The organism is Siccibacter colletis, assembly GCF_025914095.1.
Taxonomy (GTDB): domain Bacteria; phylum Pseudomonadota; class Gammaproteobacteria; order Enterobacterales; family Enterobacteriaceae; genus Siccibacter; species Siccibacter colletis.
On record NZ_CP074352.1, the window covers coordinates 3,110,065 to 3,130,144 of the forward strand.

At 48.2% G+C, this 20,080-nt stretch carries 23 protein-coding genes and 2 pseudogenes; 15 read left to right on the plus strand and 10 right to left on the minus strand.

From position 1 onward, the window contains the following. Window position 1: 1 nt before the first annotated feature. Together KFZ77_RS14990 and KFZ77_RS14995 are read left to right on the plus strand one after the other, a co-directional pair. Window positions 2-1,018 (plus strand): site-specific integrase, encoded by a 1,017-nt coding sequence (locus tag KFZ77_RS14990; protein ID WP_264384635.1) that lies wholly within the window; start codon window positions 2-4, stop codon window positions 1,016-1,018. A 135-nt stretch (window positions 1,019-1,153) separates the two neighbouring features. Then, window positions 1,154-1,654, plus strand: a complete 501-nt coding sequence (locus tag KFZ77_RS14995; protein WP_264384636.1) for a hypothetical protein — start codon at window positions 1,154-1,156, stop codon at window positions 1,652-1,654. 139 nt (window positions 1,655-1,793) lie between these two features. Here the strand turns inward: KFZ77_RS14995 and KFZ77_RS15000 are convergent, their stop codons facing one another. Further along, complete coding sequence (locus KFZ77_RS15000) at window positions 1,794-3,527, minus strand: anti-phage dCTP deaminase (RefSeq protein WP_264384637.1); 1,734 nt, start codon at window positions 3,525-3,527, stop codon at window positions 1,794-1,796. A 472-nt stretch (window positions 3,528-3,999) separates the two neighbouring features. Here KFZ77_RS15000 and KFZ77_RS15005 point away from each other — a divergent pair. The 3 genes and pseudogenes from KFZ77_RS15005 to KFZ77_RS15015 form a co-directional block, all read left to right on the plus strand. After that, window positions 4,000-5,143: pseudogene (locus KFZ77_RS15005) on the plus strand (integrase domain-containing protein); the annotation flags it as partial. Next, complete coding sequence (locus KFZ77_RS15010) at window positions 5,144-6,319, plus strand: AAA family ATPase (RefSeq protein WP_264384638.1); 1,176 nt, start codon at window positions 5,144-5,146, stop codon at window positions 6,317-6,319. Then, a complete protein-coding gene (locus KFZ77_RS15015; protein ID WP_264384639.1) occupies window positions 6,312-6,908 on the plus strand; it encodes an HNH endonuclease in 597 nt (198 codons plus the stop codon). The genes KFZ77_RS15010 and KFZ77_RS15015 overlap by 8 nt, the downstream gene beginning before the upstream one ends. Before the next feature lie 47 nt (window positions 6,909-6,955). Here the strand turns inward: KFZ77_RS15015 and KFZ77_RS15020 are convergent, their stop codons facing one another. Both KFZ77_RS15020 and KFZ77_RS15025 read right to left on the minus strand, forming a co-directional pair. Continuing rightward, complete coding sequence (locus tag KFZ77_RS15020; RefSeq protein ID WP_023337669.1) at window positions 6,956-7,180, minus strand: DUF2188 domain-containing protein; 225 nt, start codon at window positions 7,178-7,180, stop codon at window positions 6,956-6,958. 404 nt (window positions 7,181-7,584) lie between these two features. Next, a pseudogene (locus KFZ77_RS15025) lies at window positions 7,585-8,133 on the minus strand (phage polarity suppression protein). A gap of 399 nt (window positions 8,134-8,532) precedes the next feature. On the opposite strand from KFZ77_RS15025, the gene KFZ77_RS15030 reads away from it, so the two are divergent. The 3 genes from KFZ77_RS15030 to KFZ77_RS15040 all read left to right on the plus strand — a co-directional run bounded on the left by KFZ77_RS15030 (window position 8,533) and on the right by KFZ77_RS15040 (window position 10,249). Further along, entirely contained in the window at window positions 8,533-9,465 is a 933-nt protein-coding gene (locus tag KFZ77_RS15030; RefSeq protein WP_264384640.1) for a DUF3289 family protein, read from the plus strand. Further along, window positions 9,452-9,844 (plus strand): DUF943 family protein, encoded by a 393-nt coding sequence (locus KFZ77_RS15035; protein WP_264384641.1) that lies wholly within the window; start codon window positions 9,452-9,454, stop codon window positions 9,842-9,844. Before KFZ77_RS15030 ends, KFZ77_RS15035 begins: the two co-directional genes overlap by 14 nt. 129 nt (window positions 9,845-9,973) lie before the next feature. Beyond that, a complete protein-coding gene (locus KFZ77_RS15040; RefSeq protein ID WP_264384642.1) occupies window positions 9,974-10,249 on the plus strand; it encodes a helix-turn-helix domain-containing protein in 276 nt (91 codons plus the stop codon). Between the two features lie 49 nt (window positions 10,250-10,298). Here the strand turns inward: KFZ77_RS15040 and KFZ77_RS15045 are convergent, their stop codons facing one another. Continuing rightward, on the minus strand, window positions 10,299-11,306 hold the full coding sequence (locus tag KFZ77_RS15045) for an NAD(P)-dependent oxidoreductase (RefSeq protein WP_264384643.1): 1,008 nt from the start codon (window positions 11,304-11,306) through the stop codon (window positions 10,299-10,301). A 118-nt stretch (window positions 11,307-11,424) separates the two neighbouring features. Between KFZ77_RS15045 and KFZ77_RS15050 the strand changes: the two genes are divergently transcribed. Beyond that, a complete protein-coding gene (locus tag KFZ77_RS15050) occupies window positions 11,425-12,030 on the plus strand; it encodes a TetR/AcrR family transcriptional regulator (RefSeq protein ID WP_264384644.1) in 606 nt (201 codons plus the stop codon). A 156-nt stretch (window positions 12,031-12,186) separates the two neighbouring features. On the opposite strand, the gene KFZ77_RS15055 is transcribed toward KFZ77_RS15050, so the two are convergent. The 5 genes from KFZ77_RS15055 to KFZ77_RS15075 form a co-directional block, all read right to left on the minus strand. Further along, the gene (locus tag KFZ77_RS15055; RefSeq protein ID WP_264384645.1) at window positions 12,187-12,645 is read right to left on the minus strand and encodes a DUF943 family protein; all 459 of its coding nucleotides are present in this window, start codon (window positions 12,643-12,645) and stop codon (window positions 12,187-12,189) included. A 21-nt stretch (window positions 12,646-12,666) separates the two neighbouring features. Next, complete coding sequence (locus KFZ77_RS15060) at window positions 12,667-13,134, minus strand: DUF943 family protein (protein WP_264384646.1); 468 nt, start codon at window positions 13,132-13,134, stop codon at window positions 12,667-12,669. Then, window positions 13,121-13,966, minus strand: coding sequence for a DUF3289 family protein (locus tag KFZ77_RS15065; RefSeq protein WP_264384647.1), 846 nt, complete (start codon window positions 13,964-13,966; stop codon window positions 13,121-13,123). The genes KFZ77_RS15060 and KFZ77_RS15065 overlap by 14 nt, the downstream gene beginning before the upstream one ends. A gap of 119 nt (window positions 13,967-14,085) precedes the next feature. After that, window positions 14,086-14,514 (minus strand): bleomycin resistance protein, encoded by a 429-nt coding sequence (locus tag KFZ77_RS15070; protein ID WP_264384648.1) that lies wholly within the window; start codon window positions 14,512-14,514, stop codon window positions 14,086-14,088. A gap of 116 nt (window positions 14,515-14,630) precedes the next feature. Continuing rightward, on the minus strand, window positions 14,631-14,789 hold the full coding sequence (locus tag KFZ77_RS15075; RefSeq protein ID WP_035891369.1) for a YqaE/Pmp3 family membrane protein: 159 nt from the start codon (window positions 14,787-14,789) through the stop codon (window positions 14,631-14,633). Window positions 14,790-15,110: 321 nt separating this feature from the next. Between KFZ77_RS15075 and KFZ77_RS15080 the strand changes: the two genes are divergently transcribed. Continuing rightward, complete coding sequence (locus KFZ77_RS15080; protein ID WP_031523050.1) at window positions 15,111-15,290, plus strand: hypothetical protein; 180 nt, start codon at window positions 15,111-15,113, stop codon at window positions 15,288-15,290. 424 nt (window positions 15,291-15,714) lie between these two features. Then, window positions 15,715-16,164 carry an L-alanine exporter AlaE gene (locus tag KFZ77_RS15085; RefSeq protein WP_264384649.1) on the plus strand — a complete coding sequence of 150 codons (450 nt, stop codon included), beginning with the start codon at window positions 15,715-15,717 and terminating at the stop codon, window positions 16,162-16,164. 35 nt (window positions 16,165-16,199) lie between these two features. Here KFZ77_RS15085 and KFZ77_RS15090 read toward each other — a convergent pair whose 3' ends face one another. Next, on the minus strand, window positions 16,200-16,544 hold the full coding sequence (locus KFZ77_RS15090; protein ID WP_264384650.1) for a DUF2002 family protein: 345 nt from the start codon (window positions 16,542-16,544) through the stop codon (window positions 16,200-16,202). 163 nt (window positions 16,545-16,707) lie between these two features. Between KFZ77_RS15090 and KFZ77_RS15095 the strand changes: the two genes are divergently transcribed. From KFZ77_RS15095 to nrdE, 4 genes are all read left to right on the plus strand, one after another. Continuing rightward, a complete protein-coding gene (locus KFZ77_RS15095) occupies window positions 16,708-17,031 on the plus strand; it encodes a DUF883 family protein (protein ID WP_031523044.1) in 324 nt (107 codons plus the stop codon). A gap of 276 nt (window positions 17,032-17,307) precedes the next feature. Beyond that, on the plus strand, window positions 17,308-17,550 hold the full coding sequence (gene nrdH, locus KFZ77_RS15100) for a glutaredoxin-like protein NrdH (protein ID WP_031523043.1): 243 nt from the start codon (window positions 17,308-17,310) through the stop codon (window positions 17,548-17,550). Beyond that, window positions 17,547-17,957: a class Ib ribonucleoside-diphosphate reductase assembly flavoprotein NrdI gene (gene nrdI / locus KFZ77_RS15105; protein ID WP_264384651.1), complete on the plus strand. Its 411-nt coding sequence runs from the start codon at window positions 17,547-17,549 to the stop codon at window positions 17,955-17,957. Before nrdH ends, nrdI begins: the two co-directional genes overlap by 4 nt. After that, window positions 17,930-20,074, plus strand: coding sequence for a class 1b ribonucleoside-diphosphate reductase subunit alpha (gene nrdE / locus KFZ77_RS15110; RefSeq protein ID WP_264384652.1), 2,145 nt, complete (start codon window positions 17,930-17,932; stop codon window positions 20,072-20,074). The genes nrdI and nrdE overlap by 28 nt, the downstream gene beginning before the upstream one ends. Window positions 20,075-20,080 lie beyond the last annotated feature (6 nt).

A 20,080-nucleotide genomic window follows, 5' to 3' on the forward strand; every position in this document is an offset into this window, starting at 1 on the left:
TATGACGATCAGAAAGCAGCCGAACGGAAAATGGTTGTGCGAGTGTTACCCGAACGGGCGTGACGGCAAGCGCGTGCGCAAGCAATTTGCGACAAAGGGCGAGGCTGTAGCATTCGAAAACTTCACCATGGATGAAGTGAACAAAAAGCCGTGGCTGGGTGAAAAGGAAGATCGGCGGCGTTTGTCAGAAGTGATTGAGCAGTGGCACTCTCTTTACGGCCAGACGCTCGCAGACCCCAAGCGCCTAATGGCGAAACTGAAAATTATCTGCAATGGCCTGGGCGATCCCGTCGCCTCTGAGTTAACCGCCGGTGACTTTACAAAATATCGCGAAGCACGATTAAAAGGTGAAGTACGCAACGAAGACGGCGCGCTGATGTCGCCAGTAAAGCCCCGCACGGTAAACCTGGAACAGCGTAACTTATCATCCGTTTTTGGCACCCTGAAAAAGCTGGGCCACTGGTCAGCGCCTAACCCGCTCGCCGGGCTACCAACGTTCAAAATCGCAGAGGGGGAACTGGCGTTCCTTGCCCAAGACGAAATTAAACGCCTGCTTGATGCCTGCGCTGATTCTCAAAGCCCCAGCCTGTTAATGATCGCAAAGATATGCCTAGCCACCGGCGCGCGGTGGAGTGAGGCCGAAAACCTGCAGGGCCATCAGTTATCTAAATACCGGATCACCTATACCAAAACCAAAGGCAAGAAAAACCGAACTGTACCGATATCTCAGGTTCTGTATGACGAGCTGCCCAAAAACAGAGGTAAGCTATTCACACCCTGCAGAAAAGCTTTTGAGCGCGCAGTTAAAAGAGCGGGTATCGACTTGCCAGAAGGCCAGTGCACGCATGTGCTGCGCCATACCTTCGCCAGCCACTTTATGATGAACGGCGGAAACATACTGGTACTGCGTGATATTCTAGGCCATGCCGACATAAAAATGACGATGGTTTACGCTCATTTTTCACCCGATCACCTTGAAGACGCAGTCACCAAAAACCCTCTATTCAATTTAAGATAAAAGTTACTTATGAGTAATGAATTCGAATTATTTACAAAAATTTTATTCCCTGGGTTATCGATCATAATTTCATTATTTGGGTTGAGGTCTGGTTGGACTTATAGAAAAGACAAGCTATTTACGTCACGTAAAAACATGAGTGAATTTGCATATTATTTATATAAAAACTCTGAGGATGTTATATTCAAAAATATCGCAGAAGAGTATGGCATTGCTGCTTTAACAAAAGATAAGTCACTGACAAAAAATCAGAGGTTAACTTTACTCAGAACAATCAACCCTGTCCGTGACATTGACGACTTTAGTAAGTGTCAAAGTCTAATAAGCATATCAACTCAGCATGATATATTTTGTTGGAATAAAAAAAGATACAAATTTAGAGTTTACAGAAGGTTTGTTAAATTACTAACAACCTCAATTTATTTTATGAGTAGTCTATTGGTAGCACTTCCATTTAATTACTCCATATTATTTAGCATACGTGCAATGGAAAAAATTAGTCATTTTAATATTTGGCAAAAAATAGGTTTAAGTAGTTATCTCATAACTTTAGGTCTAATGATATGTTTCATATGCTTGAACAAAGTTTCTAAAATAAAAATTGCAGAACGATTAATTTTAACTAATAGATTATAAAGGCAACGATAACAGTTCATTAAATCGTGTTATAAAGCATGCCATTAAGGAAATTAGCTTTACATTTTTTCGACCAACAAGATGACCAAGTTCTCTCCCCGGTCATCTTGTAAATCCCTCGAGAGGAAGTGATCGTAGTTTACTCAAGAAGATAATCTAATTCATCCTTTATGGGAATAACTTGCTCATAAAGCCGGTGATATGATTTACCGATGGCACCTCTGAATTGGACTAATTCTGGCGACTTGCTACCTATGTTAATAATATGATCTTGAGCTATTCCCGGATAGGGATCAATAAAAATAATTTCCGACATGCCTAATTGATAAGCCTTTTTCGCACAGAGTTCACAGGGGCTTGCTGTTGTGTACAATTTCCCTCCCTGAATACCTACACCACCATATTTTGCAAGTTGTAGAAATGCGTTTTCTTCCGCATGTAATGCACGAGTATGAACTTGATTACCTTTTTTATCTTTATCAAGGCTATTGTGGATGTCTTTAAAGCAATAAGATAAATTCCGCCCCCTATATACATCTCCAGCTGAATCAATCATCCTAAAAGTTAAGAGTTTCCCCTTGGCTTGGTTCCTGAAAGAACTATTATTCCTTTCATAATGACTATATATTTTTTCATCAAAATCATACATTAGGCCATCTAACGATCTCATTGAGCAAGGTATTTGACCGTTGGCAACATCATTCCAACCAACTGCTTTTATTGAGTTATCGTCATCAGTTACTACGGCTCCAACCTGCCTTGATATACATCCTGAATTTAATTTTACTGTGTACGCAACTTGCATAACCCTTTCCATTGCCGTCGGGGTTATCAGGCCTGGATGTTTCATTAACGCAACGTACCATGCTAATTGCGCTTTTAAAATATTATCGTTATCAAATTCATTCTTTGGATTAAAAATGTGTATATCGGATAACTCAATACATTTAGTAACATTTGGATTGGTAAGATGTTTGTACGAATTATCACCCTTACCAGACTCTACAGCATCTATTTCCTCAATTTGATCTGAGGAAAATTTATGTAATTTTCGCAAATAATTAGTACGATGTTCATCTGGTGCATTTATAGATATTAGATGAAAAGCAGAGTATCTATCCTTGAAGAATTTTGCTTCGTATGGATTTCTAATTGCATCTATTACAATCAATGCCTTATCTCGTTTGTTTTTTCTTATTAATTTGATAACCCTGTTGATAGTTTCAGGCAAATGAAAAACTGATTTAGGGATAAAGTCATTCGTTTCAAAATCAACTTCAATACATCCACGCCGTCTAATGGATTTACCTGCCAACTGATATGCTGAAACATATAAATTCGAGTTTATCTCATTTAGCTCAGCTTTAAATTGCTTTGTAAACTTTCTAACTAATTTTAAAATTGATATGACTTTATTTATGGTTTTAACATCAAGCTTCAAGTCACTATCATGATTGAGCAAATGTTCAATCACATTTTTAAATTTTTTCGAAAGCAGATTATCTGAAAACACCCCGCCAGTTAATACCAAATCTAAATGCTGTTTACTGATGGAGTTTTTAGATGAAAAAATAAACTCAGATGCTTCCTCTACAGTCAATGTCAAAAGATATACTGATATTAAATCACTCACCTTAATTGAGTAAAAATTTTCCCAATGGTTTTCTGTAAAATTTTTAACTATATTATAACGATGGACGTCTAACCCTTTGTAGAACCCTTGTAGTTTGCTAACATCAGGGAAAATTGTTTTTTCATCTTCAAGAATATTAGCTGTTGTTGTGCAGCCAGAACCGGTTCGTCCAGTTAAGCCAACTAAAATAAATTGTCCATTCTCAAGGAAAAGCTCACTTACGAATTTTTTATTTTTCATCACGTCCCACTTATGTATGTAAGAATGATAACTATGTTATATACATACTAATTATAATTTAGTCATCTTTTCTATTCTAGAAGTTTAATGAAATGGCGGCACATTGGCGGCAGAGCATTAAAAATGTATAAAATGGACAAACACCAAACAACACTAAAACCTTGTTTTTAAACATAAACTACTGTTTTCATTATGATAAGAATGGTATGTAGGAATTTCGGACGCGGGTTCAACTCCCGCCAGCCCACCAAAATTCTTTGTTGATGGTCACCAGAGCCTGATACGAAGTCCTGAAAGCCCGCAAGGTGAAAGCCTGGCGGGTTTTTTTGTGCCTGTAGTAGTCCGTAGGGTTTGGCTAAACCCTGAGAAATTGGTACCCGGTAAATGTATTCCTGAGAATGTAGCCAATTTACGATAGTGGCACGGATAACTCCTACAGACCCTACTCCGAAGTTCTTCGCAATAAACACCGTTAGAGAAGGATCTAACGCTGCATGATGGCAAAGGGCTTTTCCTGATAGTGAAAACCAGCGGAAAAAAAGCTCTGGCGTGTCCATTATCAACATCCTGCAACAAAACAGGGATCAATGATGGAGGTCGATGCCTTCCCCGTCTTTTCGCTTGCCGATGCCCGAGGGCTAAGAGCGGATTACCTTGCCTTGTTAGCTAATGTTATCGACCCTCAAGTTCAAGCTGAAGTTAGAGAGGAAGAACACCAAATCGCTCTGGACAGTATTTTTTCAACGGTCGCCGCTAACTGGTTCCAGCTCAAAAGCAAAAACGTAACCCCTGATTACGCAAAAGACATTTGGCGCTCACTGGAGAAAGATGTATTCCCTGCTATTGGTGAGATCCCCGTTCAGCAAATCAAAGCCCGGACACTGGTTGAAGCTCTTGAGCCAATAAAAGCACGTGGGGCGCTTGAGACTGTACGTCGACTGGTGCAACGCATTAACGAGTTCATGATTTATGCCGTTAACACTGGTCTGATTGATGCAAATCCAGCATCAGGTGTCGGGATGGCCTTTGAAAAGCCAAAAAAACAAAATATGCCGACGCTGCGGCCAGAGGAATTGCCGAAGCTGATGCGTTCTCTCATCATGTCAAATCTATCTGTTCCGACTCGCTGTCTTATTGAGTGGCAGCTCCTGACCCTTGTACGCCCATCTGAGGCCTCAGGTGCTCGGTGGGCAGAGATCGATCTCCATACGAAGCTCTGGACAATTCCAGCAGAGCGGATGAAAGCGAAGCGTGAGCACATTGTGCCGCTATCTCCTCAGGCATTAGAGATTCTGGAAGTCATGAAGCCAATCAGTGCTCATCGTGAACATGTTTTTCCGAGCAGAAATGATCCCAAAAAACCGATGAACAGCCAGACTGCGAATGCTACTTTGAAGAGAATTGGTTATGAAGGTAAGTTAGTAGCTCATGGGTTGCGTTCGATTGCGAGCACTTACCTGAATGAATCATAATTTAATTCAGATATTATTGAGGCAGCATTGGCTCACGTCGATAAAGATGAAGTAAGACGAGCCTATAATCGTACAACTTATTTGGCGCAGAGAGTAGAATTAATGAATTTTTGGGGCTTAAAAGTCAAGAGTGAGAAACTATAGATGAAATTTGAATCAACATCGTTAGTCAACATTATCACAGGAAATAATGGGTCAGGGAAAAGTTCAATATTAGCTGAAATTTCAAAGCAAGAATACGTTACAGGAAAAAATGTAATATGCTTATCAAACACATCAACCAATAAATTCCCAAAAATAAAAAGCCATCGTTTTCACGTTCTTAATCAGTCATCTAACACACTTACCAAAGCATTAAAAAAAGTAGTAGTAAGCAACAGTCACGATATGATCGGGTCATCGCACGCACACATTTTCCCAAGAGTATTGGCATATTTAGATTTCAATGAGCAACTCACATTTAAATTTACAATCTTTCCTTATGAAAGTTTCATTAGAAAATTTCAATCCGAGATGTACAACAATGAGTTAATCGGTAATGATATCGATGAAATAACGAATCACTTAAGAAATCTAATCGAAATAAATGATGACACTGCTAACTTTACTGGTCATGGAGTGAAAGGCTCTTACATACTTTATTTGGAATATGCTTTCACATATGAATCAGAAAAAAGAATTAACACCATTCATAATCGCCTCATTGAACTAATGTTAAAGCATGAGCGCATTCTAAAAAAGAACCATTTAATACATGACATTGAAATAACCTTAGGTCGTGGCCATGGTATAATACCATCATCTCATTTAAGCTCCGGTGAAGCATGCTACATGGCAACACTTGCTTTTATCCTTACATATATATCGGATAATAGCGTAATAATAATTGATGAGCCAGAGAATAGTTTACATCCTCGTTGGCAAAAAAAATACACATCAAACCTTCTGGATCTATTATATTATTTCGACATAAGAATAATATTAGCGACACATTCCCCAATGATTGTTATAGGGGCGGTAGAAGACCATAGTGGTCTAAGCGTTTTCAAATCCGAAAATAGCACCCTTTATCCCCTTGAAGGAAATGAAACTAATATTGATGAAGTAATGGTGGATGTGTTCGGTGTATTAACGTCAAGAAGCAGATATTTCAGCTACAAGATAAATGAGATCCTTAATGATTACAACAATAAAAAAATAGATATAAATTCAGCGCGCGACAAATTAGATAAAACAAAATCACTCGGGCCTGATGAAAGCCAAGTGAAAATAATTGAAGCAGCCAATGAAATATTAAATCAGATGGTGAAAAATGCCTAACTTCACATTTACAGCAGAGAATATCTCTCATATCCGCACTGCTATATCCGAAAATAAATTCGATGACAAGGTAAAGGTGTGGGAGCATGAATTGCTTAAACCCATGAGAAGAGAACTCAAACAATATATTCTTTCCAACCGTAATGATGGTATCAAATGTGCTTATTGCTTAAAGGATTTTTATAATGAACACAATATGAACATTGATGTTGAACACATTCTCCCCAAGTCACAATACCCAGAATATACGTTCACACTTAAAAATTTAGCGGTGGCATGCAAGAGATGTAACTTATTAATAAAAAGAAATGATGTTTCATTTTTAAATCCTAACTTCATAAGAAAAAAACCGTTTAACTCAAAATATTACAAAATATTCCACCCTGTCATCGATAGAAAAAATCACTTATCTCTTCTGGATGTCCATTTTAATGGATGCCACATTATCAAATATCAAACAAACAGTGAAAAAGCAAACAACACCTACATTTACTTCAAGTTAAATGAAGTTGAGATAGAAACATTGAACAACGCACAAGGAATAGAACAAATAATTGACTTACTTCACACATACAACCTAAGAAATTAGCAACAAAAGAATATCTAATTAGCCGCCACAAGGCGGCTTCCACTCAATTAGCCTTTGGATTTTTTTGGATCATCTTTCCGCTGATAAGTGCGCTCTTCCTGAAATCGCCCGTCCTCTTTGTGAATTTTAACTGAGCCTGTTTTATCAGTCATATACTCTTGCATTTCTCTGACAATCTCACTTTTAGTTGTCGCCGTCTTACTTGGTCTTTCATTACCTTCTTTCTGAAGTTTCCATTTATCACCATCCTTAGTAATGTGATATTTATCCATTAGAACCTCCAAATGTAGTTAGACATATGAGATGACAGTAAAAATTTTATACGGGAAGAGGCACTAGATTTGTGCCATACATCTCATTCTGAAAATACGCCTCCAATAAACACAATAAATGACATTTGCAACGAATCGACGGTTGGTATTACTGCATCTACATATCGCATACCTGAGCTCATATTAATATTACGTTCTACCACTAGCGCGCAATGCTCTCCCCGCCCCGCCTGCCCGCTTAAGGGGTCGCTTTTAATGCAGGTACATGAACGGCCTCAGGGCGCGCCAGTGCTGGCGTTGGCGGGGGATCCAGTGTCGGTAAAACGCATTCAAAACCATGCACCTTATGCATGCATGGCTTTATTACGGGAAAACAGCGGGGTTTTCGGGAATTTTTAAAAGGATTACTGCACGGTCAGCTCTGCACGGCGGCGGGCGTAATTCAGGTTCTGTGCGGGTGTGTATTTTTCACGATTGGCATCGCGCGAAGCCGCGTTGGGCCTGAATCCGATAGCCGTTAAAATGTCGTTATCCTGTACGGAATAATTAGTTTTTTTCACCGGCGGAGAGCCAGACCTGTAGCGCCTCACGCAGATCATCAAGTGAATGCTGAATGGCGCAGCGCTGAACGGCGGGATGCTAGCCGGAATAATTCATCAGCTCCGGGGCAAGGGCGGCGACCAGCGCCGCGCCATGCGCCTGCATAAAATCATTCAGCCAGTTACGAATGCTGATGCGCTGCACCTATTCATTCGAGCAGATATAGCGACCGGCAGCCTGATAATGTCCCACTTTTACACGTCTCTGAGACTGCGCAGCGTTTGCAGGCTCCTGCCGGGAAGCTGTTCGCGTTATGCCTGTTTGGTGTGCGTTAGTTCATCTCGGCGTTGCAGCCAGGCGGATTTGTTTGCCTGACAGGCCTCAAAGGCTTTCTGTAGCGTCAGTGTGGTCACGTATGTTTCTCCTGATGACTGGCCGTGCTTACGCACCGGCACGGTTAACGGTGACCCTCGGTGTGAGTGCTGGGATTATCGGCGCTAAAGATAGCGCCGTTTGATATTCTCAGAAAATATCGTATACCTCTCTTTCATATATCGTATCGAGTTGAAGATATGTAATGAATAAAAGACGTTTAATTGCTTGCCTGCATATATACCGCCGTCAGCTAAATAACAACCAAATAATCCTCTGCACACCTTCTTTTACATATTCAGGTTCCAGCGTGTAGCAAAACCTCGCCGTTCCGGTAGAAAATATTCTCTGCTCTGTAGAGAGTGAAGCAGAAACTCATTAAAACCCATATTTATGATACTCACAAAAGGCGTAAGTAAAAATAATTACAAGGACACGTAATGGAACGCAGTAAATTTATTCGCTATGGTAAATCGTTAGGATTATGGCAAGGCTCATGGATTTATGATGAACCAGTACCGGAAACACTCATCAGAGATGATCCGGTGTATATTGATCTAAAAAATGCCTACGTACCTGAAATAAAGAATGACAATGAGCCACCTTTAATTTTACCCGTTTCGGTATTCGAAACGGTGAAGTTGATGGATGATTATGCCGCTGCCGATATGCGTCACGGGGATCTCTCAAGAAGTAACCTGATAGATCTTTACGGCCTTAAAGATGTCTCGGCCCGCTGCAACGCCTATGATGAGACTCGCCTCATGCAGAATGCGGGCATCATGTTTGAAGAATTACGGATCTTGTCTGATGCCTTTTCATTTTACGGGCCTTATAAGCATTTAATGCGTAAAATGATTGATCATCTGCAAAGCAATACTGGCGAGCCGTTTACTGATGACCTGTTTAATCAGGCAATGGCGAATCATCCTTTTATGTACGGTAAAAATAGTACCGTGCACTATCTTCGGGGGGCTTTTATTAAAAATATTGACTGGGTTCGGGGAATATACCCAGCCAGTAAAGAGAAAATGTTATGGCAGGCTGTATCTCACTCTACCCTTCCAAAATTCGATCACTGGACGGACAGGATAAATGGGCTTGGAATTGCCGTACACGATACGTGGGCTACGCATATTACGTTACAAGAACTTGTTATCACTAAAGATAAATTCGTAGCAAAGATCCAATTCCGGATACAAGATCATTTCGGCCTTGATGCTGTTGATATCGAAAATCCACTTTTCAAAGAACTTCGCATGTTCAGAATTTGGTTTGTTCTTCAACGGTGGGAGCACTTTGGATATCATCCCTTCATAACAGAGTTGAACTTTACAAAAACCATTGTTGGCGGGCGTTATGACGAAGTGTAAATGGATAGCGTTAACCGTACTAATCGCCTGGGCAGTCTGGCTGTTACAGCCAGTCAAAGTAATGGCTGTACATAAAGAAGAAGGCATTGCCACGGTACTGGTAGAAAATTTCCCGCGCTGGCATTGGTGGCAGAAAGCGTGGTTTAAATCGCATCAGCGTGAATTACAGGAGCGTTACGGAATACCTGTCGTTAATAAAGACGGCTCATGGAGCATTTTCTTTATGGGCTGGCAGGACGGCTACCGTAAAGACAGCCTTTACGATCAGGACTCCGATCTTTTGTGCTTCGATGATATGAACACCGACGTAAACTGTATCAGGAAAGAGCCGTTGCTTTGGGTGAGTAAAAACGCGTATGGCGTAGTGAATTACAGGTAGCCAGTGTGGTATTCCCGGCGGGCGCAGATCATGCATCTTCTCCACCTCCTGATTATCCTGGTTTGGGATAATCCTGACGCTGAAATACATTAGCGATTCCGGTTATTCAAACCCACAAGGAGGTTGTAAATGTCACATGCAACACACCAGGACTGGCACCCCGCCGACATCATCGCCGCGCTGAAGAAGCGTGGCACCAACCTGGCGGCGCTGTCGCGCGCGTCGGGGCTGGCGTCGTCCACACTAAGTAATGCGCTAAATCGTTCATGGCCAAAAGGCGAAAAGCTGATTGCCGAGGCGCTGGACATGCCGCCGCAGGCTATCTGGCCGAGCCGCTATTATGATGCGCACGGCCAGTTCGTGGATCGGCAACGGATGATGAGAAAGACGCTACGCTGGCGTTAACCGATGCCAGGTGCAAATCAGGCAGGCAGCACAAGGCCTGCCTGCTGCCTTACAGCACGTCTAACGTCAGAAGCTGCCCGCCGGTTTTCTGAATGCGCGCATACCAGGTGTCAAAATCAATCAGCTGATACGGGAAGTAAAGACCCGGTGCCGGGGCCGGACGTCCGTCGAGCCCGGTGACACGCTCGGTCAGGAGCGTCACGCCGGCGGCGGTAAGCGGTCGCTGGCCCTGCGGGTGCACCACCGCCTGTCGCAGGCGCAGCGGCTGCCCGTCATGCCCTTCTCCGCTTATCTCAATAATAATTTCGGTGGACATCGCCTCCCCACGGCGGCGCGATGACGTAACTGCCGTCGCCAGGTTGAACGCTATATCCGGCGCGCCCGTGGCGTTGGCCAGCCCCATGATGTCGAACGGCGAGAAAGCGGTTGCCTGCACCGGGGTGCCGTCTACGGCGTGGAACTGCGCCTGCGCGTTTTCACCGGCGCGCCAGAAGAACGCCCCGTCGCGACGGGTAAGCGCGGCGGGCATGATCTCGCCCAGGCGCTTAAAGTCATGCTCGGTGGCCGGTCCGGCGGATTCCTGTTCATCCAGCAAGGCGCCCACCTTGATTGAAGCGACGCGGCTAAAGCGTTCGGCCAGTTTCAGCGTCGGGATAGTGGCGGCCCCCACCAGCCAGTCCGCGCCCAGCACCACGGCGCTGGCGTCCGGCCGGTGGATCCAGGCGGCCACGTCGGGGCCAATCTCCGCTGCGCCCGATGAGATGCTGACGTGGGGCACGCCACGTGCCTGGGCGAAACGCACGCTCGCCAGGCTCTCATCCTTCACCAGCACCACCACGCCGCCGACCTCGCGGTCACCGAGGCCCAGATCGTCGGCGGCCAGATCCACCGCCACGCCCCCGGCATAAGGAATGCTGGCGGCGACCTCCTGCGCTTTCGCCAGGTTGCGTCCGCCGATAAGCAGCGGGACATCGGGATGTTCAGCGCGGATAGCGCGGGCGGTAAACTGGCCAACCACGCCGGAACCGCCGATCAGAAGCAGGGGTGCGTGTGACATTGCGATACCTCTCTGGGTTAGTTAAGATAACTTACGCTCGGTAAGTTACTCTTAGTAACCTACCATTAGTAACAATGTAGCTACTGATAGTAAGTTGTGCAACCCTGAGAGGCCTGCCGTGAAAAATACAACGCTACCGGACGCTCCCGCTACCGGCCGCCTGAGCCGCGCGGCGCGTCGGGCACAGATGCTGGATATCGCCCTGGAAATTATTCGTGAAGAAGGTGCCGACCGCCTGACGCTGGGTTATCTGGCCGCGCGGGCGGGCGTATCGAAGCCTGTTGCCTATGAGCACTTCGGGACACGTTCCGGGCTGTTAACCGCCATGTACCGTGCGCTCGATGAACAGCACTCTGTCGTGCTGCGCGACGCGCTGAGCAAAGCGCCGAAAAGCCTGCAGGCCACCGCCGACGTGCTGGCCAGCGCCTGGGTCCACTGCTCGGCAGACTCCAGCGGGGAGTGGCATGCCATTGGTTCCGCGCTGGGTGGCAGCGAAGAGATGGTCGCCGTACATAAAGAGCTGATCGAGGAGTACGTCCGTCTGTTCGCCGCAACGCTCAAACCATGGAGTACCCTGGCCGATGACGAGCTGTATCGCCGCTGCGCAGGCCTTATCGGCGCGGGGGATGCGCTGTCGATGCTGATGATTAACGGCCAATGCAGCGAGCAGGACGCGGCGCAGTCGTTTTCTGCGTTAATTCAGGGCGGTGTGGGGGCGGGTTAACCGGTTCCATGTCTACGATCGGGGCACTGCGCCGATCGTTTTCCCATGCAGAGCCAGATACATAAGCCGGATTACTGTAACCCGCGCTGAAATTGAGAGTATCGCCTGTTATTTTTTTATATGCGCAGCGCGGGCAGAAAAAAAATGACCGCGTGGCTATTCATCATCCGCCACGCTGATATATTCCCCGCCGTCACTCTGTACCCAGGTGCGGGTGCCCGCCTGCACGTAAATCCGTTTGCCGTTTCTGGCGCGTGAGACGGTCATCACCCATTTTTTATCGATGCAGTTGCGCGGAGCGGGCATATCATCGAAGCAGAGCCGGTCTTTATCTTCTTCCTCTTTATATCCGTCAGCGAAATCCCAGAGGCTGAGATAAAACACCTGGTCGCAGTCCTCCTGAGGAATATGGTATTGCGCTTTCAGCATTGCCTGATTCTCCCGCCACCATGTCAGCGCGCCGCGAGCGGTAAGGGGTGGGTTTTCAATCAGCACGCTGGTGAAATATGATTCACGATGAACGGCCTTTATTTCAGGCGTTCTCAGGGTGATCCATATTAATAATATCAGGGCGGTTAGAATAATAATGCCTGCGAACGCGGTGCGTTTTTTCATTACGCGTATCCTTATTGCCTGCTAACGTACTGTCCATGTGAAATGCCGCTTGCGAAGACGCCCGTCAGGCAGCATTTCATAGCTATCGTTACCAATATCGAAAGTAATACGTTTAGTACTTACTGAACGCTGCACCGTCATCACCCACTCTTTTTCGATGCAGTTTCGGGGTTCGGGCATATCCTCGAAACAGAGCCGATCTTTATCCTCCTCCTCTTTATAACCGTCAGCAAAATCCCAGACGCTGACATAGAAATAGCCATCCGTATGAATAATCGGAATGTTGTACTGCTGTCGCAGCATCTCAGCATTCTGCTTCCACCAGAGGATCTTAGTGCGCCGTGTTAGCGGAGGGTTTTCCAGTAAAATCCTTGCGGCTCCATCACTAATATGGACAGCGACAATCTTTGTCGGACTCAATGCTAAATACATAAGCCAGATTACGATGAATACGGCTGAAATTAAGAGTATTGCCTTACATTTTTTCATCGCGCATACCTGATATTTCCACCGTTGCCTGCATGTTAGTCATGAAAGGCCTGTAGCCAAACTGCTGCGAACGCTGGAGGTAAAACCACAGGCGAAACAGGCGGAACTGATAAAAAACCTTGCTGCGAATATCGTTTTTATCGAGCCCAAAATGGTCCTGCACCTCAAAAGTCACAGTGCCTCGATAGCTATTATTTTCGATTGTCAATGTATTGAGAGTAATGCGTGTTGCAGAAGTATCATGCACCACCAGTGCAAGGCCATTTATTGAGTCTTTCAGTCGAATGAATTTAGGTAATACCGTATCTTTTAGCTGCGCTATTACGGCCTCCTCAAGTGAACTTCCCACTATCTGCTTATCCCAGTCTATGACTGCGTTTAACGCTTTATTGATCTTTAACAGTGAGCTTTTACGGCTTGTATCACTCATTATCTGTTCCCGCAGCGCAGCATCAAGGCTGCTGCTGCGAAACGGCATCCCGCTGTTTTTCTGCATATGAGTAATCATTTCGCCAATTACATGCTGGTACGGGCCGTAAAATGAAAACATGCGCGCCAGCTGCCTGAACTCATCAAACAGCAGGCTGGCGCACCGCGCTGGGGTTATCTTTTCCTGAATTATGGTGGGTGAATAAAATAAGGATTGCCGCTGCGGGGAGGCGCGAAATGTGGTGAGTCGCCAGGGGTCCACATGCGCAGAAATATCCGTTAGCCGGAAGTCGTTCCTGAGCTGGCTTTCGCTTAAATCACCATAGCGCATATCATCGGAACTATAGTCATCCATCCAGCGCCGGGTTTTGAATATAATTTTGGGGAAGATAACTGCCGACATACTGCCTCCGCTGCGAGTCGCGTCCTGAATTGGCTGCGGATAATACGCCGGGAGTGATACCGTGCAAGGGTTCGTTATTTTTATATATACAGCGGCGCTTATAATTTATCCGCTGCGGGTTACTCTTCAGATAATGCTTCAAGGTACTGGCTAAAACGCAGCAGATAACCGTCGGGATCCTGCACCAGAAATTCGCGCTGACAGGCGATGCCGTCGGCGGTGGGGTAGCGATTTTCACGTAGCGGACGGTAAAGCGCGACGCCAGCCTGCTGCAGGCGCTCCAGCACGGGGGTGACATCATCCACTTCTATCTGGAAATTTACGCCGCGGCCAAAGGGGTGAACCAGCTCGTCGGTGTTCCATCCCCCGTCGTGATATGCCTCCAGCATCAGCTGCGCTTCACCGAGATTAAGGTAGACGAAGTCCGGCTCCTCGCGGCGGATCATGACGGTAAAACCCACGATCTCAACGTAAAAATGCAGCGAGGCGGTGAAATCGCTGACGGTGAGTTCCGGCACCATGCGGTTCCAGTAGAGAGTATCTGCCATGATTAATGTCCTTTTATGATGAGCCGGCAGCACAGCTTACGCGTTACCAGCCTGAATGGACACTGAGGTACAGAAAGCAGGCGTAAAAAAAGCCACCAGCGGTGGCTTTAGCAAACTTAGTTGCGCGTCTGTACCCAGAACGCGTGAATGAGGCCGGGGATGTAGCCGAGGAGCGTCAGGATAATGTTAATAATAAACGCCCAGCCGAAGCCCTTACCCAGCAGCACGCCCAGCGGCGGCAGAATGATAGTTAGTACGACTCTCCAGAAACCCATAGCTACTCCTGTGTTACGTCTTCCAGGTTATTGTAAATGCTAACAATTAATTGTAGCTCGCTTCGCTGAAACGTCCACCGTGCCGACACTACTTTACCCCGGCTCACATTTCCCTGGATTATGAGTGCCGTCACTGGCGCGGTAAATGCTGTTTATTGCCGCTCAGGTTCTGCTTCAGTTCAGCGCAGAAGCTCAGGAAAACGATGGCATATCATGTAATTAGACCAATACTTTAAGAAGTAAAAGCGCGACGCATCGCTATACCGTAGTATTCAGTTGAGCTATGGTTACTGTTAACAACCTCATAAAAGGAGAGACGCAATGTTTAACCCTGGTGATTACGTACAGCCGCGTATGGGCGGCCCGAAGCTGAAAGTCCTGGAAGTTAACGATGACCAGGTGGTCGCCGTGCGCGCTGACAATGAACAGGGCGACAAAGTTACCGTTAAAGCGGCCGATCTGGCGCTGTATAAAGAAGACGGCGATTTCGGCGTCTGCTGACCTGTCCGGGGAGGCCCGCCCTCCCCTGAATACGCATAACTACGCATTAAAATGAATAAGTACTCACTCCACTTTAACAGAGTTTTTCACTACCTTTTCGCAATATGCAAAATAAAATCACTCATTCCCGTTAGTGTTGCTGCCAGCCTTATATTACAGACTACGCCGCGCGATGACGCCCTTTGCCAGATAATGAATAAAAAATAAACCATTGAATTTAATGAACTTATGTTGCATCACCGCCAAAGATCGCGATCGTAACGTGATTTCATCGCACCACAGAGAATGTTGTAGACAAAAGGCCAATAAATAAAAATTAAACGCTAATTGCCTTGTTATATCCAGCCATATACTCTGTTGCCATCGTAAAAGGCCATTCTGTCCTTCTGTTTGTTAACCTTTTTTTCATTTCCGGAGCATTGCGATGTTCTCTGCGCACTCTCGCCTGCGCCACGCGGCGGCTGACATTTTTGCCATGGTGGTATATTGCTCCGTCGTTAACATGATGATTGAGATATTTATCTCCGGCATGAGCTTTGAGCAGTCGCTCTCTTCCCGCCTGGTGGCGATCCCCATCAATATGGTCATTGCCTGGCCCTACGGGCTGTACCGCGACAGCGCCATGCGCGCCGCGCGCCGTCTCGGCGGTGCGGGCTGGATTAAGACCGGGGCGGATGTGCTGGCTTATGTGACGTTCCAGTCTCCGGTGTATGCGGTGATCCTCTGGAGCGTGGGGGCAGACGCGCAGCAGATTGTCACTGCCGTCAGTTCAAATATCGTGGTGTCGATGATGATGGGTGCCGCGTACGGCTATTTTCTGGAGTACTGCCGCCGCCTGTTTCGCGTGGCGCAGCAGCCTGGTGCCCTGCTGTAGCTTATGATGTGCGACGGGACGCTCCCGTCGCCGTGTTACTGCGGGTCGCCGAACAGGCCGCTCAGGTAACGTTCCAGCGCAATGCGTGAGCTGAAACCGTGCGGGATGCCGTAATGCGCTTGCGCTTCCCCACCCAGATAGAGCGGAAACTCCTGATAGTGATCGCAGGTCTTGATGTCAGAGGCCGGGTCGGCCAGCGACTGGCTGCGCTCTTTTAACGTCGGATGAATGACCAGCGCCGTGCGGCCCAGACGTGCCTCGCGATTCACATACACATAATCTTCACCGCGGCGGTAACCATAGGTCTTTGGCGTCACGGCATCCATGGTAAATCCGGCTTTCTCCAGAACGCGTGCCACCTCGTCGGGTCGTAAATACATAGCTTTTCCTCGTCATAGCAGTACTGCTTCGCAACCTTACAATAAGGAGCATTAGCGGGGCTTTCGGAAAAGTCCAGAAAGGCGTGCATTGTTGCCGATTCGCTTCAGAGGCCAAAAATCCAGGCTACACTTTTAAACACGTTGAACCCAAAGGAGAAAACGAATGTTTAGACGACCAAGCCAAAACGAAGTCGATTATGCCGTTGATGATATTAACAGTGACGTCAGCAAACTGGCCGACTCGCTGGAAGACGTGCTGAAATCCCTGGGCAGCGATGTCAAAGGCGAAGCGGATACCGCGCGTCGTAAAGCAGAATCCCTGCTGCGTGAAACCCGCGCCCGTATGAATGGCCGTGGCCGCGTTACCCAGGCGGCACGCGATGCTGCCGGCTGCGCCGATACCTTCGTGCGCGATAAGCCGTGGTATAGCGTGGGTGCTGCGGCTGCCGCAGGTATTTTCCTCGGAGCGCTGCTGACCCGCCGCTAACTCCCTGCTCGACCCTCATTAGCTATGCCTTTTTTACCCCGTCGCCTGTGCTGCGGGGTTTTTTTATGCCTGTTTCTTCCACGCGACTTTCTCTTTTTCGCCCGATCCCAGGCGTGATGCGCCCTGGCGCTCAGCCAGCCTCTTTTTCATGAGAAGCACCATATCTTGCGTGGTTGAATTTATTTTTAACTACATCTAGTATTTATTTCATCAGGCAACCCCAGAAGCACCGCGAATTCTCGCGGCGCGCTGGCATTCTAAACGGAAATACGAATCATGCGCATTACTATTTACACTCGAAATGACTGTGTTCAGTGCCACGCCACCAAACGCGCGATGGAGAGCCGCGGTTTCGCTTTCGAACTGATTAATCTCGACGAGCAGCCGGAGGCCATTGAGGACCTGCGCGCGCAGGGGTTCCGCCAGTTGCCGGTGGTAGTCACCGACCATGAAAGCTGGAGCGGCTTCCGCCCGGACATGATTAACCGTCTGCGCAACGACATCGCGGCCAGCGCATGAGCCTGCTGGTCTACTTCTCCAGCACCTCGGAGAACACGCACCGCTTTATTGAGCGGCTGGGCCTGCCGGCGGTGCGTATTCCGGTTAACGAGCGTGAGCGGATTGAAGTGGATCAGCCCTACATTCTGGTAGTGCCCTCCTACGGTGGCGGTGGTACGGCGGGTGCCGTACCGCGTCAGGCGATCCGCTTCTTAAATAACGACCATAACCGCGCCCTGCTGCGCGGCGTGATCGCCGCGGGCAACCGTAATTTTGGCGAGGCGTTCTGTCGCGCCGGGGAAGTCATTGCCGCTAAGTGCCAGGTGCCTTACCTCTATCGCTTCGAGCTGATGGGCACCCCGCAAGACATTGAAAATGTGCGTAAGGGAGTAACCGAATTTTGGCAACGACAACCGCAGAGCGCGTGATCGCCGCCGCGCCCGATTACCATGCACTGAACGCCATGCTGAATCTCTATGATAAGCAGGGCCGCATTCAGTTTGAGAAAGACAGAGAGGCGGTGGAGGCATTCTTCAGCCAGCACGTGCTGCCCAACACCGTGGCGTTCCCGGACCAGCAAGCGCGCCTCGACTGGCTGGTGGCGGAGGGCTATTACGACAACCGTGTGCTCGCCCGCTACGCGCGCCCCTTTGTTATTTCGCTGTTTGAACGGGCTGCCAGCAGCGGTTTCCAGTTCCAGACTTTCCTGGGCGCGTGGAAGTACTACACCAGCTACACCCTGAAAACCTTCGATGGCAAACGCTATCTGGAACACTTCCCGGACCGCGTGGTGATGGTGGCGTTGACGCTGGCGCAGGGCGATACCGCGCTGGCGCAGGCGCTGGTGGATGAGATCCTTGCCGGGCGCTTCCAGCCCGCCACCCCGACCTTCCTTAACTGTGGCAAAAGCCAGCGCGGCGAGCTGGTCTCCTGCTTCCTGCTGCGTATTGAAGATAATATGGAGTCCATTGGCCGCGCGGTGAACTCGGCGCTGCAGCTCTCCAAACGCGGTGGCGGCGTGGCATTTCTGCTTTCCAACCTGCGCGAGGCAGGAGCGCCAATCAAACGCATCGAAAATCAGTCTTCGGGGGTGATCCCGGTAATGAAAATGCTGGAGGATGCGTTTTCCTATGCCAACCAGCTCGGGGCGCGTCAGGGTGCCGGGGCGGTCTATCTGCACGCGCATCACCCGGACATCCTGCGTTTTCTTGATACCAAGCGCGAAAACGCTGATGAGAAGATCCGTATCAAGACGCTGTCGCTGGGCGTGGTGATCCCGGACATCACCTTCCAGCTTGCCAAAGAGAACGCCGAAATGGCGCTGTTCTCGCCCTATGATATTGAGCGCCTGTACGGTAAACCTTTTGGCGATGTGGCGATCTCTGAGCTGTACCACCAGCTGGTGGAGAACCCGCAGGTGCGCAAAACCTGGATTAACGCCCGCGACTTCTTCCAGCGCGTGGCGGAGATCCAGTTTGAATCCGGCTATCCCTACATCATGTACGAAGATACCGTGAACCGCGCCAATCCGATTGCCGGGCGCATCAACATGAGCAACCTGTGCTCGGAGATCCTGCAGGTCAACACCGCCTCGACCTATGACGAAAACCTGGATTACGCGGATACCGGAAAGGATATCTCCTGTAATCTCGGCTCGCTGAATATCGCGCATACTATGGATTCCCCCGACTTCGGTCGCACCGTTGAGATCGCGGTGCGCGGCCTGACGGCGGTATCCGACATGAGCCATATCCGTTCAGTGCCGTCTGTTGAGGCGGGTAACGCGGCGTCGCACGCCATCGGGCTGGGGCAGATGAACCTGCACGGCTATCTGGCGCGGGAAGGCATTGCCTATGGTTCGCCGGAGGGGCTGGATTTCACCAACCTCTACTTCTACACCATCACCTGGCACGCCCTGCACACGTCAATGCTGCTGGCGAAAGAGCGCGGCCAGCGCTTCGCGGGCTTTGAACAGTCGCGCTATGCCAGCGGCGACTACTTTACTCAATATCTTGAGCAGCGCTGGGAGCCGAAAACCGCAGCGGTGCGCGCCCTGTTTGACCGCGCCGGTATTGAGCTTCCTACCCGCGAGATGTGGCAGCAGCTGCGCGACGACGTGATGCGCTACGGCATTTACAACCAGAATCTTCAGGCGGTGCCGCCGACCGGCTCTATCTCCTATATCAATCACGCCACTTCCAGTATTCACCCGATTGTGTCGCGCATTGAGATCCGTAAAGAGGGGAAAACCGGGCGGGTCTACTACCCCGCCCCCTTTATGACCAACGACAACCTCGCCTTCTGGCAGGATGCCTATGAGATCGGCCCGGAGAAAATCATCGACACCTACGCCGAGGCTACGCGCCATGTCGATCAGGGGCTGTCGCTGACCCTGTTCTTCCCGGATACCGCCACCACCCGCGATATCAACCGGGCGCAGATTTATGCCTGGAAGAAAGGTATCAAGACGCTGTATTACATTCGCCTGCGTCAGCTGGCGCTGGAAGGCACTGAGATCGAAGGCTGCGTGTCCTGCGCGCTGTAAGGAGAG

Coding starts and splice junctions, on each gene's coding strand:
- KFZ77_RS14990 (WP_264384635.1), top strand. CDS start 2: ATGACGATCAGAAAGCAGCCGAACGGAAAATGGTTGTGCGAGTGTTAC.
- KFZ77_RS14995 (WP_264384636.1), top strand. CDS start 1,154: ATGAGTGAATTTGCATATTATTTATATAAAAACTCTGAGGATGTTATA.
- KFZ77_RS15000 (WP_264384637.1), bottom strand. CDS start 3,527: ATGAAAAATAAAAAATTCGTAAGTGAGCTTTTCCTTGAGAATGGACAA.
- KFZ77_RS15010 (WP_264384638.1), top strand. CDS start 5,144: ATGAAATTTGAATCAACATCGTTAGTCAACATTATCACAGGAAATAAT.
- KFZ77_RS15015 (WP_264384639.1), top strand. CDS start 6,312: ATGCCTAACTTCACATTTACAGCAGAGAATATCTCTCATATCCGCACT.
- KFZ77_RS15020 (WP_023337669.1), bottom strand. CDS start 7,180: ATGGATAAATATCACATTACTAAGGATGGTGATAAATGGAAACTTCAG.
- KFZ77_RS15030 (WP_264384640.1), top strand. CDS start 8,533: ATGGAACGCAGTAAATTTATTCGCTATGGTAAATCGTTAGGATTATGG.
- KFZ77_RS15035 (WP_264384641.1), top strand. CDS start 9,452: ATGACGAAGTGTAAATGGATAGCGTTAACCGTACTAATCGCCTGGGCA.
- KFZ77_RS15040 (WP_264384642.1), top strand. CDS start 9,974: ATGTCACATGCAACACACCAGGACTGGCACCCCGCCGACATCATCGCC.
- KFZ77_RS15045 (WP_264384643.1), bottom strand. CDS start 11,306: ATGTCACACGCACCCCTGCTTCTGATCGGCGGTTCCGGCGTGGTTGGC.
- KFZ77_RS15055 (WP_264384645.1), bottom strand. CDS start 12,645: ATGAAAAAACGCACCGCGTTCGCAGGCATTATTATTCTAACCGCCCTG.
- KFZ77_RS15060 (WP_264384646.1), bottom strand. CDS start 13,134: ATGAAAAAATGTAAGGCAATACTCTTAATTTCAGCCGTATTCATCGTA.
- KFZ77_RS15065 (WP_264384647.1), bottom strand. CDS start 13,966: ATGTCGGCAGTTATCTTCCCCAAAATTATATTCAAAACCCGGCGCTGG.
- KFZ77_RS15070 (WP_264384648.1), bottom strand. CDS start 14,514: ATGGCAGATACTCTCTACTGGAACCGCATGGTGCCGGAACTCACCGTC.
- KFZ77_RS15075 (WP_035891369.1), bottom strand. CDS start 14,789: ATGGGTTTCTGGAGAGTCGTACTAACTATCATTCTGCCGCCGCTGGGC.
- KFZ77_RS15080 (WP_031523050.1), top strand. CDS start 15,111: ATGTTTAACCCTGGTGATTACGTACAGCCGCGTATGGGCGGCCCGAAG.
- KFZ77_RS15085 (WP_264384649.1), top strand. CDS start 15,715: ATGTTCTCTGCGCACTCTCGCCTGCGCCACGCGGCGGCTGACATTTTT.
- KFZ77_RS15090 (WP_264384650.1), bottom strand. CDS start 16,544: ATGTATTTACGACCCGACGAGGTGGCACGCGTTCTGGAGAAAGCCGGA.
- KFZ77_RS15095 (WP_031523044.1), top strand. CDS start 16,708: ATGTTTAGACGACCAAGCCAAAACGAAGTCGATTATGCCGTTGATGAT.
- nrdH (WP_031523043.1), top strand. CDS start 17,308: ATGCGCATTACTATTTACACTCGAAATGACTGTGTTCAGTGCCACGCC.
- nrdI (WP_264384651.1), top strand. CDS start 17,547: ATGAGCCTGCTGGTCTACTTCTCCAGCACCTCGGAGAACACGCACCGC.